The sequence below is a fragment of the Mesorhizobium sp. NZP2234 genome (genome assembly GCF_013170765.1).
Taxonomy (GTDB): domain Bacteria; phylum Pseudomonadota; class Alphaproteobacteria; order Rhizobiales; family Rhizobiaceae; genus Mesorhizobium; species Mesorhizobium loti_D.
Genome location: NZ_CP033364.1, coordinates 2,964,839 through 2,979,954 on the forward strand (window position 1 = coordinate 2,964,839; position 15,116 = coordinate 2,979,954).

General features: G+C 65.6%; 14 protein-coding genes. 9 read left to right on the plus strand and 5 right to left on the minus strand.

What is annotated here, in order from left to right; translation table 11 throughout:
• Positions 1–139 precede the first annotated feature (139 nt).
• On the plus strand, positions 140–841 hold the full coding sequence (locus EB230_RS14615; protein WP_065005293.1) for an alpha/beta hydrolase: 702 nt from the start codon (positions 140–142) through the stop codon (positions 839–841).
• Positions 842–1,074: 233 nt separating this feature from the next.
• Positions 1,075–2,055, plus strand: coding sequence for a GlxA family transcriptional regulator (locus EB230_RS14620; RefSeq protein WP_172372891.1), 981 nt, complete (start codon positions 1,075–1,077; stop codon positions 2,053–2,055).
• Positions 2,056–2,159: 104 nt separating this feature from the next.
• Here EB230_RS14620 and htpG read toward each other — a convergent pair whose 3' ends face one another.
• Positions 2,160–4,046, minus strand: coding sequence for a molecular chaperone HtpG (gene htpG / locus EB230_RS14625; RefSeq protein WP_065005295.1), 1,887 nt, complete (start codon positions 4,044–4,046; stop codon positions 2,160–2,162).
• 299 nt (positions 4,047–4,345) lie between these two features.
• Positions 4,346–5,209 (minus strand): hypothetical protein, encoded by an 864-nt coding sequence (locus tag EB230_RS14630; RefSeq protein WP_246738962.1) that lies wholly within the window; start codon positions 5,207–5,209, stop codon positions 4,346–4,348.
• Positions 5,210–5,567: 358 nt separating this feature from the next.
• On the opposite strand from EB230_RS14630, the gene EB230_RS14635 reads away from it, so the two are divergent.
• Complete coding sequence (locus EB230_RS14635; RefSeq protein ID WP_245303351.1) at positions 5,568–5,849, plus strand: hypothetical protein; 282 nt, start codon at positions 5,568–5,570, stop codon at positions 5,847–5,849.
• Positions 5,850–6,255: 406 nt separating this feature from the next.
• Here the strand turns inward: EB230_RS14635 and EB230_RS14640 are convergent, their stop codons facing one another.
• On the minus strand, positions 6,256–6,870 hold the full coding sequence (locus EB230_RS14640) for a hypothetical protein (RefSeq protein ID WP_172370954.1): 615 nt from the start codon (positions 6,868–6,870) through the stop codon (positions 6,256–6,258).
• A gap of 229 nt (positions 6,871–7,099) precedes the next feature.
• Between EB230_RS14640 and EB230_RS14645 the strand changes: the two genes are divergently transcribed.
• The 3 genes from EB230_RS14645 to EB230_RS14655 all read left to right on the plus strand — a co-directional run bounded on the left by EB230_RS14645 (position 7,100) and on the right by EB230_RS14655 (position 10,160).
• Positions 7,100–8,251: a hypothetical protein gene (locus EB230_RS14645; protein WP_172372893.1), complete on the plus strand. Its 1,152-nt coding sequence runs from the start codon at positions 7,100–7,102 to the stop codon at positions 8,249–8,251.
• Between the two features lie 40 nt (positions 8,252–8,291).
• The gene (locus tag EB230_RS14650; RefSeq protein WP_172372895.1) at positions 8,292–9,035 is read left to right on the plus strand and encodes a hypothetical protein; all 744 of its coding nucleotides are present in this window, start codon (positions 8,292–8,294) and stop codon (positions 9,033–9,035) included.
• A 141-nt stretch (positions 9,036–9,176) separates the two neighbouring features.
• The gene (locus tag EB230_RS14655; protein WP_172372897.1) at positions 9,177–10,160 is read left to right on the plus strand and encodes a methyltransferase; all 984 of its coding nucleotides are present in this window, start codon (positions 9,177–9,179) and stop codon (positions 10,158–10,160) included.
• A 41-nt stretch (positions 10,161–10,201) separates the two neighbouring features.
• Here EB230_RS14655 and EB230_RS14660 read toward each other — a convergent pair whose 3' ends face one another.
• Together EB230_RS14660 and EB230_RS14665 are read right to left on the minus strand one after the other, a co-directional pair.
• Positions 10,202–11,860 carry an acyl-CoA synthetase gene (locus EB230_RS14660; protein ID WP_172372899.1) on the minus strand — a complete coding sequence of 553 codons (1,659 nt, stop codon included), beginning with the start codon at positions 11,858–11,860 and terminating at the stop codon, positions 10,202–10,204.
• A gap of 179 nt (positions 11,861–12,039) precedes the next feature.
• Complete coding sequence (locus EB230_RS14665; protein ID WP_065005302.1) at positions 12,040–12,933, minus strand: LysR family transcriptional regulator; 894 nt, start codon at positions 12,931–12,933, stop codon at positions 12,040–12,042.
• Between the two features lie 102 nt (positions 12,934–13,035).
• On the opposite strand from EB230_RS14665, the gene EB230_RS14670 reads away from it, so the two are divergent.
• Genes EB230_RS14670 through EB230_RS14680 form a run of 3 tightly spaced genes read left to right on the plus strand, consistent with a single transcriptional unit; the run spans position 13,036 to position 14,917 of the window.
• Positions 13,036–13,773, plus strand: coding sequence for an SDR family oxidoreductase (locus EB230_RS14670; protein WP_172372900.1), 738 nt, complete (start codon positions 13,036–13,038; stop codon positions 13,771–13,773).
• Between the two features lie 7 nt (positions 13,774–13,780).
• Complete coding sequence (locus EB230_RS14675; RefSeq protein ID WP_172372902.1) at positions 13,781–14,674, plus strand: SDR family oxidoreductase; 894 nt, start codon at positions 13,781–13,783, stop codon at positions 14,672–14,674.
• Between the two features lie 30 nt (positions 14,675–14,704).
• A complete protein-coding gene (locus tag EB230_RS14680; protein ID WP_065005305.1) occupies positions 14,705–14,917 on the plus strand; it encodes a 4-oxalocrotonate tautomerase family protein in 213 nt (70 codons plus the stop codon).
• Positions 14,918–15,116 lie beyond the last annotated feature (199 nt).

Genomic DNA, 15,116 nt, shown 5'->3' on the forward strand with positions numbered 1-15,116 from the left:
CGTGTCGTGACCGCAAAATCAAAGCCATCTCAAGGGAAAATCAAGAGGTCCTGAAGGCCGCCTCAAAGCGAGCGCGGCGGCCGCGTCGCATAGTCCTCCTGCAACCAACGCAAACAACACTTTGAAAAGGAGAACTCAAATGTCGAACAATGCCGCAAATTCCGTCGTCCTCGTTCATGGCGGCTTCGTCGATGGCTCCGGCTGGGAAGGCGTCTACCACCAGCTCAAGAAGGACGGCTACGACGTCACCATCGTCCAGAACCCGACCACCTCGCTCGCCGACGATGTCGCGGTGACGAAGCGCGCCATCGCCGCCGCTCCGGGCAATGTCATCCTGGTCGGCCACTCCTATGGCGGCGTGGTGGTGTCGGAAGCCGGCACCGATCCCAAGGTGGCTGGTGTCGTCTACATCGCGGCCTTCGCGGCGGATGCCGGCGAGTCGGTCTCGACCCTGATCGCCAACCCGCCTCCCGGTGCATCGGTGCCGCCGATCCTGCCGCCCGTCGACGGCTTCCTGATGCTCGACAAGGCCAAGTTCGCCGCTGCCTTCGCCGCCGATGTGCGCCCCTCGCTCGCTGCCTTCATGGCGGACTCGCAGGTGCCGTGGGGTATCCCGGCACTGGAAGGCAAGGTCACCAAGCCGGCCTGGAGGGTGAAGCCGAGCTGGTATCTCGTCGCCACCGACGACCACATGATCCCGCCGCCGGCGCAGCGCCAGATGGCGACCCGGGCCGGAGCCACGACGGTGGAAGTGCCCGGCAGCCACGCGGTCTATGTCTCCGATCCGGCGGCGGTCGCCAAGCTGATCGAACAGGCTGCCGCCGGCGTCGGCAAGAACTGAGCCCGCGACATCCCTGAAGAAAGGCCCGGGCGCCTGGCGCCCGGGCCCTTTTTGTTCCATCCCGTATCCGGCCGACGGTGCGCCTGATATCGACTTTCTCCGGGGGATCGTCGGTCGCATCTCCGACATCCGACGGCCGCTCCTGGGGATCGCGAGGCTGGCGCCTGTGCCAAACAATACGGATCGGTGATAACAGGCTCCAGCACGGGCGAGGGGACGGTTCCGGAAACACAATGGCAAGGCGGTTTGCGTTTCTGCTGGTTCGCGACTTCACGCTGTCGCCGCTGTCGCTGTTCATCGACACGCTGCGTCTCGCGGGCGACGAGGGCGACCGCAGCCGCAGGATCGAGTTCGACTGGGAGATCGTCGGCGAACGCGGCCTGCCGATCCGGGCGAGTTGCGGCGTCGAATTGCTGCCGACCAAGGGGATCGGCAATCCGGAGGATTTCGACAATGTCGTCGTGGTCGGCGGCCTGCTCGACACCAACCGCAGCCTGAGCTCGGACAAGGAAACGTTCCTGCTGCGCGCCGCCGAGAAGGGGGTGCCGCTGACGGCGCTCTGCACGGGAAGCTTCGTGCTGGCGCGCTACGGCCTGCTCGACGGCTACGCCGCGGCCGTCAGCTGGTTCCACATCAAGGACTTTCGCAGCCAATTCCCTGACGTAAACGCCCATGCCGACAGTCTGTTTTCCGTCGACCGTGGGCGTTCGACATGCGCCGGCGGCACGGGTGCGGCCGACCTCGCCGGCCACTTCGTGTCCCAGTTCATCGGCCAGAAGGCGGCGGAAAAGGCCGCCAAGATCCTGGTGCTCGACCGGATCAGAAGCAGCCGCGACGTGCAGCCCGTCGGCGACCTGTTTCCGGAGGCGTCGAGCCGCGCGGTGAAGCGCGCACTTCTGTTGATGGAGAGCAACCTTCAGGAGACGCTCTCGGTGACCGAGATCGCTGACCGCCTGAATTGCTCGCGGCGCCAGCTCGAGCGGCTGTTCGGGACCGAGCTCGGTATCGGTCCAATGGCGGCCTACCTGGCGCTCAGGGTGCATCATGCCAAGTCGCTGCTCGAAGGCAGCGACCTGCAGATCGGCGATATCGCCTATCGCTGCGGCTTCACCAATGCCGGCCATTTCAGCCGGGTGTTCCGCCAGCAGACCGGCATCACGCCGACCCATCTCAGGCACCCCAACCGGATGCCCGCCATTGCAGCGGGGCAATGAGGCCCGGCCGCCAAGCGGCGCTGACACTTTGTTTGGCGCAATTCCCAAGGGCAAGCGCTACGCGCTTGTCCCGGGAAAACCGTTCACACTTTTCCTGGAATTGCTCAGCCCTTCGAGATGCCGCGCGCGATCAGCCTTGCGAGCCGTTCCGAGAACGCCCTGGCGTCGGCCGGCTTGTCGCCGTCGAGCACGCGCGCCTCGTCGTAGAGAAGATGGGCGGCATCGTCCTTGAAGGCCTGCTCGTCCTCGCCGAGGCCAGCGAGCGCCAGCACGCGCTCATGCCTCGGGTTGATTTCGAGGATGGGCTTGGCCGCCTTGTCGAGGCGGCCGGCGGCGTTCATCAGCCGTTCGAACTGACGGTCGGGGCCGTGTTCGGGGGCGACAAGGCAGACCGCGCTTTCGGTCAGGCGATCCGATGCCTTCACGTCCGAGACGGCATCGCCAAGGGCGGACTTGACGAAGGCCAGGAAGCCGTCGACCTCCGGCGTCGCCACTGTCTCCTGCTTCTTGGCTTCGTCGAGCAGCGGGATGTCGGACAGCTCGGCCACGCCCTGCGTGACCGACTTGAACGGCTTGCCGTCGAATTCGGGCGCCATCGTCACCCAGAAACTGTCGACCGGATCGGTGAGCAACAGCACCTCGATGCCGCGCGCCTTGAACCCTTCGAGCTGCGGCGAGGCTTCGAGCCGGGCGCGGTCGTCGCCGGCCATGAAGAAGATCGCCTTCTGGCCTTCCTTCATCGCGGCAACATAGTCGGCAAGGCCGCGCCAGGCTTCGCCAGAGGCGGTCGAGCGGAAGCGGGCGAGCTTCAGCAATTGCTCGCGGCGCTCATAGTCCTCGTAGAGTCCTTCCTTGAGGACGACGCCGAAATTGTCCCAGATTTTCGCATAGGCGTCGGCCTCGTTTTCGGCGAGCTTGGCGAGATCGCCGAGCACGCGGTTGGTCAGGCCCTTGCGGATGGAGGCGAGCAGCGGGCTTTCCTGGATCATCTCGCGCGAGACGTTGAGCGGCAGGTCGGCGGAATCGACAAGCCCGCGCACGAAGCGCAGGTAGCGCGGCAGAAGGTCGGCATCGTCGGTGATGAAGACGCGGCGCACATAGAGCTTCATGCGGCCCTTGCGGTCCTGGTCGAACAGATCGAACGGACGCGAGCCCGGCACGAAGGCGAGCACCGAATATTCCTGCCGGCCCTCGGCGCGGAAATGGATGGTGGCGGCCGGCTCGTCATACTGGCCGGCGACGCCGCGATAGAAGTCCGTATATTCCTCGGGCTTGATCTCGCTTTTCGGCCTGACCCAGAGTGCCGTGCCGTCGGCGATGTCGCGCGCCTCGGCGCCGGGCTTCTCGATGAGCGTGATCGGCACCGGCACATGGCCCGACTGCGACTTGGCCAGCTGCTCGAGCCGGTAGGATCCGGTGTAGGAGACGGCATCGTCCATGAGATGCAGCACGACGCGGGTGCCGCGTTTCGGCGCGGCTTCGAGCGGGGCGGGCGCGATCTCATAGGACCCCTTGCCGTCCGACGACCAGCGCCAGGCTTCCTCGCTTCCCGCCAGGCGGCTGATGACATCGACCCGGTCGGCCACCATGAAGGCGGAGTAGAAGCCGACACCGAACTGGCCGATGAGCTGCGTGTCCTCGGTGCCGGAGCCGACGCGCTCGATGAAGGCGCGGGTGCCGGAGCGGGCGATCGTGCCCAGCGCCTCGGCCATGTCGTCGCGGCTCATGCCGATGCCGTTGTCCTCGACGGTGATCTGCTTGTTGTCCGCGTCAGCCGAGATCGAGATGCGCGGCTTGGGATCGTCGGCCAGAAGCTCCGGGCGGCTGACAGCCTCGAAGCGCAGTTTCTCGCAGGCATCAGCCGCGTTGGAAATCAGCTCGCGCAGGAAGACGTCCTTATCGGAATAGACCGAATGCACCATCATGTGCAGCAGCCGCGAAACATCCGCCTCGAACGCCCTGGTTTCCGTCGTTTTCGTATCCGTCGTCATTCCGGTTTTCCCACGCTTTTCATCCGCCCGCCGCGCCGGGGCGCGTTCAGGACTTCCTTTCAACCATTTTTTGCGGTGCTGGCAACTGCGTCAGCGTGCCAGCGCGCCGACGATATGGTGGTGGGATGCGAGGGCAACAAGGACGAGTCGCCAATTTATGGATCGCCGCGCCAACCAAACCGCTTGGCGCCGCGGCTGACACATAGAGGGAGAAGTGTTACCCATGTATCCGGTTTAAAGTGTTACCCATCTATCGGCTGGACAGGCAGGCAGGTGAGGGGCAGCGCCGACGTTGCCCCTTATTTCCCCGCCATGTGATCCGCCAGCGTCTGCGCCTGGGCGAGCAGCGCGGGGAAGGCCGGGGTGCCAGGCAGGTTCTTGCCCATGCAGGCGCGGAAGTCGTCGTCGCCTTTCGTCCAGGCGGCGTTGGCGGCATCGGATGTGTTTTCGTCGCTGTCGTCGGTGGCCTGCTTGGCCAGTTTCTGGGCGGCGGCGTCGGCGGCGGTCCAGACGGCGTCGCAGGCCGCGATCTTCGGGACCGGCGGCGCCGCGGGCGCCTCGGCGATCAGGACGCTGTTGCCCTTAACGATCGTGACGATGACCTCCTGGTCGTAGTTCGGCCCGATATCCTGTGCCCAGCCGCCGAGCCGCGCGATCGCCATATCGGCGCCATCAGGCGTCTTCAGCGCGAAGTCGAGCGTGCCGGTGAAGGCGGCGTCGCTGCCGATGGCCTGGGTATAGAAGGCGTCGAGTTTCAGCGCCGCGTCGAAGCTGGTGGGCAGTTTGAGGTCGGCGTCCGTCTCGGCCGCACGCGACTTGAGCCAGCGCTCGACCAGCCCGCGTGTCGATGCCACGATGCTGGGGCCGTCCTCGGTGCCATGGCGCAGCCCGTCGAGCATGCCGAAGCCGACATCGGAGGAACTGAGGCTTTCGATATTGATCGTGCCGGCGGCCGGGAAATCCTTGACCGTGAAGGGGCCGAGGAGGGCGGTGAGACGTTTTTCGAGATCGGCGCGGGCCTTTTCATTGGCCGCGTCGAGCGTTTCCACGGCGGTGTTCGTGCTCTCCATCGCCGCGATCTCGGCAATCGCCTTGTCGCGCGCGGCGATATAATCGTCCTCGGGCGAGGCGGCGAAGGCAACACCGCTGGCGAGTGCAAACATGACCGTCCAGACCAACCGCATGACAGAACCTTTCTTTGTGGCGATCAACAGGCCAGGCAGCCATCGGGCAGCTTTGCGGCTATTGCGCGGCAGGAAACGTGGAGGCGAAACATCCTTACCGGGGAGGGACCGCAAGTGCCGTCATTAACCATCAGTTAACTATCAGTTCGCCTTTGAATCAAATTTGGCGGATATTGTTTTGGCCAACGAGGCTGCTCGAGGGACCTAAGAAGACAGCAATTATTGGCCTGGCGCGCAGCCTTCGGTCGCGCGGCAGTCTGAAATCAAAAGAAGAAGCGACGGACCACCGTCGCCTTGCGGGGAGGCGTCAGCATCATTCTTGATGAGGATCGCCACAATGAAGATCGAAGACGCGGTGACCACTGTAACAGCCGAGGCCAACGCGCTTGTGTCGTGCCTCGGCCAACCCGTCATCGCCTACCACGTGACGGAAATCATGCGAGAGGCCGACCTCGAGCACGCCAGGCGGATGCAGCTCGCCCTGATGCGGCGAAGCATCGAGGCGCTCGTCGATGACGGCCTGGAGGATGTGGCGGCGGAGCGTTTTGCGGCGCAATTCGACGGGCGAGTTGGTTCGGCGTGGCGGCTCTTGCACGCTTCGGATGGCGTGGCGCACTGAGTTCGGGCCAGACCGGCCTCGAGCTTGGATCCTCCGTGTTGCCATTGGCGGATCGATCAAGCCGGCTTCCGCCGGCCGTGTAAAGGAAGCCGTATCAGAAAACATGAAAAGCCCGACGCGAGTTGCGGACGCCTGGCACTCCTCGATCAGTGTCGCGACAACTGGACGAACCGACCGAGCCCCCTGGTTCTTAGCACATTCGCTATCTGGTTGATCTTCCCGACCGTCTTGCGGCCGTCGGCTGCTGCCCGCTCCGGCGGACGGGGCAGCCCAAGGCGCTTGCGCTGCGTGCCCGCGAAGGCGATCGCATCGCGCTCACGCCTGAATTGATGGAAAATTTCCTGGTCGTTCTCGCATACGCGGACAAACCAACCACCAAAACCCTCCGACAGCTCCACGGAGGTTTTTAGGCAACCGCTATCATACCGAGGGTGAACAGGCATGGCGCTTCCTGCATCGCAGCTGAAAACGACGTGTCGACAAAATATCCGTCAACAATGAATGTGCTGTGACAGGTGCGACGCCCGGGCGGCACCGAGCCATGAAGCGGGCGGCCACGCGGGAGATCTTCACCCCGGGCGAGATTCAACCTGAGCTGGCTTGTATGTGTCAAAAAGTTGCACGATTGTCGGCTGCTCGATGATGTGGGTATCCGATGAAGCGTAAGGACAAGGCACGGCCTTTCGTGCCAACTGAAATCCACGTCAGCACCGTCGAGGATGACAGGGGTACGCTCGGTATCCTCTCGATCCAGACGACCGAAGGCATGGTAGAGATCGCGCTTGATCGCCAAGCCGCCGACGCGATCGTGAATGCCATCGGCGCAATCGGACGAAGCTGGACCAGAGCTGAGAAGGCCGGGCCGGCGGCCGAGGAGATCGATGTTCGGATTGCCGGCGGCCAGCAGGATGGCGATGGCGTCATCATATCCGGGGTCGCGGTCCAGGATGATCTTTTCCAGGTGGGCATCTCCCTTGCCTTCCGCGCTGGGACAAGAGACCGCACGCCCCCGTGCAGTCAAGGTTCGGATGCTCGATCGATCCGGCCTGCGTAAGTCTGGTCGCGCGCGGCCGGGCATGCTCGGCGCGGCTGATCCGAACAGGGTCGTCTCAGGGAAAGTTTCGTTCGTTCGAATGACAACAAGCAGAGAAATAGAAGATAGCGTCGCGGTGACGCGGCATCCAGCGCCGTGGCTCGAACTAAGTGGAGAATACGATCGCGGTGAGGGTCGCGCCAGGTGAGGTCAAGTGATGAATCATTTGCAAGGTACCAGGGCCAAATGCCGGCTCTTTGACTTCACCCTTATTAAGCGACGCGCTTTTGTTCTAATTCACAGGATAGGTGGCAGCGGGTGTAAGGCCACGCTGTCCTTTGTTTCGTCCATCCTCGTTCTGCTGTCTGCGTCTCCCGCGAACAGCCAGCTGGCGCCCGATGCGTCCGCGACGGCCGCGGTCAATGGCCGTTCGTCGGTCGCGGTTTCGGACCATACGGATATCGCGAAAGAACCGGGCAATGTGCGATCCGGCGCGGTCGGAACCAACATATTCAATCCCGCGCCCGGCGGAGCGAATGCCCTCAACGGCCCACAAACGCCGCCCGGCGCGGTGGAGGAGGCCTTGCGCCGCGAATTGGCCGCTGCACGGGCTGAACTGGCCAAGCAAGCGCAGGCCCTGAAAGAGCAGCAGCAAACGGACGAAGCGCTCACGGCCAACCTGGACACCGCGCTGCGCGCCATCCAAGATTTCAGGGCGGAAGCCAGTCTCTGGGACGGCAAGAAAGGCGCGATGCCTGAAACGCATCCCTCCACCGATGCCTCCCACGCCGCCGCGAACCAGGCGCTGGAAGAGGAGCGCCACAAGGCCGAGCTCCTGGAACAGGAACTCGCCACGGCTCGGCAGACCATCGATGCTCTCAAGACGAGCGCAAACCTGGCCGCGGCGGAGCAGGCCAAGGCCCTGAAGGACCGGCAAGTGGCTGACGCCGCTTCAAACCAAGCCGGAGAAGCGCTCGAACTGGAACGTCGACGGGCGGATTCAGCCATGCGTGACCTCGACAGTGCCCGCGAGGAACGGGACGCCTTGAAGCAGAGCTCGATAGGCTTGAGTGCGGCGCTGGACCAGGAGCGGGAGAGGGCCAACGGCTTGGCCCGCAGCCTCAGTGCCGCGCGTGCGGAAATCGACGCCATCAAGGACAAGCGTCGGACCGCGGCCGAGATGCGCGCGCCCAAGGCAGGTACCTCCGAGAGCGCGCTCGCAAGTCCGCCATCGCGTCCGGTCGCAGCCCGTAACCCGGACCTGCCGAAAAAACGGAAAGTGAAAGGCTCAAAGTCGCCGCAACCTGTCCTGCTGGCAACCATCGCTCTTCCAACCGCATTGCTCCCGGTGCGACCACCCGCGCAGTGAAGGACAGGTGAGCGAGATGCATGGCGCTGGGAGGATGACAATGAAGAAATACTTCGCGGCCGCGTTGACGATGGGTATCGCAATCGGGCCTGCCTCGGGTCTCGAAGCAGGTATAGGCGGCAGGGCCGGCGGTCTCGGCGTCGGCGCCGGCGTGAGCGCCGGTTCGCAAGGCGCATCCGTAGGGGTGGGCGCGAGCATCGATGGCGTTGGCGGAGCCAACGTCGGAGCTTCGGTCGGCGCAGGCAGCGGGTCGGTCAGCGCCAGCGGCGATGTTGGCACCTCGGGTGCAGGCGTGTCGACCAGCGTCGGCGTGGGCGCCGATTCGTCCGCCCAAAACGGATCGGCGGCCGCTCCCGGTGGCCAGGCCGCCGCCACCACCGGCTCTGCCGCGACAGCCACGGCCACCGCCATGACAGCGACAACCCTGGCCAAGGCCACCAGGCAACCGATCGTCCTGCCATCCGTCCTCAGGCCTTCCAAAGCCGGTCAGGGCGACCTCACCATGGGATATCCCTTCGCACCCCTGGAAGCCCTGACGGCGAAACCAGGCACGCCGGCCACGGTCGTACAAGCCTGCCGCGCGGCGATCATGTCCGCCGCCAAGCCGCTTGGCGCTGTCCGTGTCCGTGCGGTAAGCGCGGGTGCTTTGCGTCAATCCGGGAGCGCGCTGACGGCGCCGATCATGGTGCGAATAGACTATGCGAGACGAGGCGGCATCGAAGTCCGGCAAGCGCAAGTCCGCTGTCGCCTCGACAAGGCAGGCAGGGTCCGCGCGGTGATCTAGAACCAACCTGCAAGAGGGTAGGCGGCGCTCCGCCGACGCCGCGCGAGTTGGTCGAGGCGGCAACATTTTCCGCGGAACGGAGGTTCCAATCTCAAGTGAGCTGCTTCAAGCTCGGTCCTGGATCGCGGCAGGGGGCGTGAGATGGCGGATCATGATCGGATCGACGGACTGATCGCGGCGGTGCCCGCCGCCCTGGCGCTTCGCGCCGGGCTGGACCTTGGCATCTTCACCCGGCTCGGTGGCGATGTGGCGACCGCCGACAGCCTGGGGGTCGCGCTCAAGGTCGAGCCCGATCGTCTGTCGCGGCTCCTCTATGCGCTCGCCAGCATCGGTCTGCTCGAAGTCGAGGATGGTCGCTTTCGCAACGGAGCCGAAGCGTCGGCCTTCCTCGACGCGTCCAAGACGACCTATCGCGGCGGCGATCATGCGCTGCTGCGCGAGCTCTGGGGAGCCGACCTTTTGACCGCCGAGTCGCTGCGGCAGAACCGGCCGGCCGCGCTGCACGATTTTTCCGAGGCCGGCCCCGAGGCGGCGGCCGCCTTCAGCCGCATGCTCGCGCCGGGCGGGGTGGTTTTCGGCAGAAACCTGGCCCGGGAAATGGATCTCTCCGCGATCCGTTCGGTGATCGACATCGGCGGGGGCGCCGGGACCATTCTGGTCGGACTTCGCGAGCGGTGGCCACGGATCGCGGCGACGCTGATGGAACTCCCGACGGTCGCGGCGGTCGCGCCATCCATCCTGGCCGAATATGGTGCCGACGACGTGACTGTCGAAGAAGGGGACATAACCGTGGCGCCATCGATCGGCCGGCACGATCTGGCGATCCTGAAGGCCGTCGTCCAGGTCCTTCCGCCGGACCAGGCGCGCAGTGCGATCCTGAACGCGGCGCGTTGCCTCACGCAAGGCGGCGAGATCGCAATCGCGGGATGGGGCGTCGTCGATGACGACCGCCTCGGCCCGCCCGAGGGTGTCTTTCTCAATCTCACCTTCCTGAACCTCTATCGCCATGGCGAATCCTACACGGAAGGTCAGTACCGCGCCTGGATGACCGAGGCTGGATTGCGCGACATCTCCAGGTCGCGCCTGGCGGATGGCTCGACCTTGTTTCGTGCGCGCCTCGGCTGAAGATCGGATCAGATTGGAGTTCGTGGCCTGATCGCGGGTTCTCACAACTTCCGCTTCTCCACCTCTGCCTTCCGCAGCAGGAACCGCTGGATCTTGCCGCTTGGCGTCTTCGGCAGTTCGGCGACAAAGTCGATCTCGCGCGGATAGGCGTGCGCGGAAAGCCGTTTGCGGACATGCTGGGCCAGCTCCTCGGCAAGCTCGGGGCTGCCCTGGTAGGCGGGCGCCAGGATGACGAAGGCCTTGACGATCTCGGTGCGCCGCGGATCGGGCACGCCGACCACGGCCGCCTCGTTGACGGCGGGATGTTCGATGAGCGCGCTTTCGACATCGAAGGGGCCGATGCGGTAGCCCGACGAGGTGATGACATCGTCGGCGCGGCCGATGAAGGAGACCGAGCCGTCCGGTTCGTATTCCACCGTGTCGCCGGTGCGGTAATAGCCGCCCGCCATCGCGGGCGTCTCGACCTGGTGATAGCCGTCGAACCAGCGCAGCGGCGAGTTGGCGATGTCGACGGCGAGGATGCCGGGCTGGTTGGGGCCAAGTTCGTTGCCGGCCTCGTCCAGCACCACCATGCGGTAGCCCGGCATGGCGAAGCCGGACGATCCCGCGCGCACCCTATGCGCAAGGCCGTGGTGGTTGTTGACCATCATGCCGTTCTCGGTCTGGCCGTAATGGTCATGGATGGGGGCGGCGAGATGGGTGTCGAACCAGCGGATCACTTCCGGGTTGAGCGGCTCGCCGGCGCTGCTCACGACACGCAGGCGGCCCTTGACGCCAGCGGCGGCCTCCGGGCCTTCGGCCAGCAGCAGGCGGAAGGCGGTGGGCGAGCCGGCAAGGCTGGTCACACCGAGCCGCTCGATGATTTCGTAGGTACTCCCAGCCGTGAAGGCGCCCTCGTTGAAGGTGGTGGCGATGCCGAGCAGCAGCGGGCCCGTGATGGCGTAATAGAGGCCGTAGGCCCAGCCCGGATCGGCGATGTTCCAGAAGACGTCGTCGGGGCGCAGCCCGATCGCGTCGCGCATATAGGCGCCGAAGGCGAGCAGGGCGCTGAGCGGCACCGGCACGCCCTTGGGCAGGCCCGTCGTGCCTGATGTCGACATCATCATGAACAGGTCGTCGCCCTTGCGCATGACGGGTTCGCAATCGGGGGAGGCGGCGGCAAGCGCGGCGCGGAAATCGATGTCGCCTTGGGCCAAGGCATCATCGGGGCCAAGAATGGTGGCGATCGGCGGGCTGTTCTCGATCTCGTCGAGCTTGCCGCGATTGGCCGGCTTGGTCACCACCAGCCTGGCGCCGCTGTAGCCCAGGCGATGCTCGATCGCCTTCGGCCCGAAAGCGGTGAACAGCGGCTGGTAGACGGCGCCGATGCGCCATGTGCCGAGGATGAGCGCCACCAGTTCGGGAATGCGCGGCAGCATGCCGGCCACGACATCGCCGGGGCCGACGCCCAGCCCCTTGAGCATATTGGCGACACGGCCCGACATATCGGCGAGGTCATCGAAGCTGAACAGCCGGAGTTCGCCACCGGCGGAGATCGCGCGCAGCGCCAGCCGGTCCTGCCCGGTATGGCGGCCGCAGCATTCGACATAGGCATTGATGCCGGTCGCCGGGTCGCCGTCGAGCCTGGCGATCTCATCCTCGATGCGAAAGCGCGAAACGGCATCCTCGTAGCGCGGCAAGCCGGCCTGTGTGCTGGTCATGTCGGTCCTCCCTGGCGGCGCTCCATCTCCCCATGGCGCGCTGTCGCGGCAACAATGGCATCAGATGGCGCCGATGGGCAACGACGGAAGCCTATCTCTGTGTTTTGATGCGATCCCCAAGGGAAAACGCCAGGCGTTTTTCCCGGGAAAACCACCACACACTTTTCCTGGCATTGCTCCTACAAGTTCGCCTCGGCGAAGATGCGGGCCGCCCAGTCGAGGAAGACGCGCAGGCGCGGCGAGAGCTGCCGGTTTTGCGGGTAGAGTGCCGAGAGCGGCGTCGGCGATGGCGGGTAGTCGGCCAGCACCTCGATGAGCGTGCCGTCGGCAAGCTCCTTCTCGAAGCGATAGCGCGGCGCCTGGATGAGGCCGAGGCCAAGCCGCGCCAGGTCGGCGGCGGTGTCGGAATTGTTGGCGGCGACGCGGCCCGGCAATCGAACCTCGCGCGTCTTGCCGCCGACGGTGAACTCGAAGGGCAGCACCTCGCCGGTGCGCGACGAGACGAAGCCCACTGCCTGGTGGCCGTCGAGCGCATCGGGGGAAGCGGGTGTGCCGTGGCGTTCGAGATAGGCGGGACTGGCGCAGGTGATCTCGCGGATCATCCCCAGCCGGCGCATGATCATGCCGCTGTCGGGCGGCTCGCCGACGCGGATGACGCAGTCGACGCCCTCGCGCACGAGATCGACCAGCCGGTCGCTCTGGCCGATCTGCAGGTCGATCCTGGCATAGCGGGCCAAAAACTCCGGCAGGCGCGGCAACAGGAAGGTGCGGGTGAGCAGCGTACTGGCGTCGATGCGCAGCAGGCCGAAGGGCTCGGCGTTGCGGAAGGCGGCTTCGGCATCCTCGATCTCGGCCAGGATGGAGAGGCAACGTTGATAGTAGGCCTCGCCATCCTGCGTGGCGTTCACCTGGCGTGTCGTGCGCTCCAGCAGGCGCGCGCCGAGATGTTCCTCGAGCCGCCGGATCGCTTCCGTCGCGGTCGAGCGCGGCAGGCCGAGATCGGCGGCGGCGGCGGTGAAGCTGCGCCGCTCCAGAACGCGGACGAAGAGCCGCATCGTGTCCAGACGATCCATGGGCTTTGTTCGCAGTTTCCGAATAGTGATGTCAAGAGGCGGCTGATTATCGGAAGTTGGCTTGGCCTATATCCGTGTCACCAGCAACACGGAGAGACTTCCATGACAAATCCCACCAGAACCGCGATCGTGACCGGCGCCTCCAAAGGCATCGGTGCGGCGATCGCGCGGCGGCTCGCCCGCGACGGCGTCGCCGTCGTCGTCAACTATGCACGGGGCCGCGCCGAGGCCGAAGCGCTTGTCGGCGCGATCGAGGCCGATGGCGGCAAGGCGATCGCCGTGCAGGCCGACATCGCCGACCCGATCGGCATCGCAACACTTTTCGACGCCGGCGAGAAGGCCTTCGGCGGCGTCGATGTCCTCGTCAACAATGCCGGCATCATGAGACTGTCGCCGATCGCGGCGACCGATGATGCGTCGTTCGACACGCAGGTCGCGATCAATCTCGGCGGCGTGTTCCGTGGCATGCGCGAAGGCGCGAAGCGGCTTCGCGACGGCGGCCGCATCGTCAATTTCTCCAGCAGCGTCGTTGGCCTCTACCAGCCGGGCTACGGCGTCTACGCCGCCACCAAGGCGGCCGTCGAAGCGATGACGCATATCCTCGCCAAGGAGCTTGGCGCGCGCCGCGTCACCGTCAACGCCGTGGCGCCCGGACCGGTCGAGACCGCGCTGTTCACGGATGGCAAGAGCGCGGCGCAGATCGAGGCCATTGGCAAGATGATCCCGCTCGGCCGGCTCGGCCAACCCGAAGACATTGCCGGCGTGGTCTCGTTCCTCGCCGGGCCGGATAGCGGCTGGGTCAACGGACAAATCATCCGCGCCAATGGCGGCGTGATCTGAGGAGGCCATGATGCAAAAGACAATCCTGATCACCGGCGCCTCCAGCGGCTTCGGCGCGATGACCGCGCGGGCGCTCGCAAGGGCCGGCCACACTGTCTATGCCTCGATGCGCGACCCCTCGGCGCGTGGCGCCGCGGTAGCCGAGATGGAAAACTTCGCCCGGGACGCGGGCGTGGCGCTGAAGACCGTCGCGCTCGACGTCACCTCGGATGCCTCGGCGCAAGCAGCGATCCGGCATATACTGGGCGAGGCCGGCCGGCTCGACGTGCTGATCCACAATGCCGGGCATATGGGGTTCGGGCCGGCCGAGGCGTTCTCGCCCGAACAGCTGACGCAGCTCTATGACGTCAATGTCGTCGGCACGCAGCGCGTCAACCGTGCGACCCTGCCGCATATGCGCTCTCTCGGCCGGGGCCAGATGATCTGGGTCGGCTCGAGCAGCACGCGCGGCGGCACTCCGCCGTTCCTGGCACCCTACTTCGCCGCCAAGGCCGGCATGGACGCGCTGGCGCAGAGCTATGCGCTGGAACTCGCCCGCTTCGGCATCGAAACGACGATCGTGGTGCCGGGCGCCTTCACCAAGGGCACGGAGCATTTTCATCACGCGGCGGCACCCGCCGACACCGAGCGCGCCGACGCTTACTGGGCCGGTCCCTATGCCGATGTCGACCAGAAGGTGCTGAAGGGGCTGGCGTCCCTGGAGCCGGTGGATGCCGACCCGGCCGAGATCGCCCGGGCAATCGTCGACCTCGTGGCGATGCCGCACGGCAGCCGCCCGTTGCGCGTGCATATCGACCCTTCCGATGATGGCGCCGCCATCGTCAACGGCGTTGCCGACCGCGTGCGCGCGCAACTCATGGAACGGATCGGCCTTGCCGACCTGCTCCATCCCAAAGCCTGAAATCCAACCTCGAGAAGCAAGGAAACGATCATGCCATTCGCCAACATCAAGGTACCGCAGGCCGCACTCTCCAGGGCGCAGAAGGAAGACCTCATCCACCGAACCACGGCCATGTTCGTCGACTTCTTCGGCGAAGTCGCCAGACCCACCACGATGGTGCTGGTGGAAGAGGTTGCCGACGGCGGCTATGGCCGGGCCGACGAAGTGTTCGTCGTGCCCGACGCCTATCGCGCCAAGGAGTAGGCGGGAGCGCCATTGCCGCATGCGCCAGTCGTCATATGACGACTGGTCGCCGCGGACGCCAGCGTCCACTCTGTCCGCGGGGCCTGCATGTCGGTTCCCTGAAAACCGATGCCCCCTTTGGGGCGGCATGCACCAGGCGGGGGCCAGGTGGGCAGTCCCGAGCTGTCCACCTGTCTCGCTTGCTCTTTGCGGCGACGCG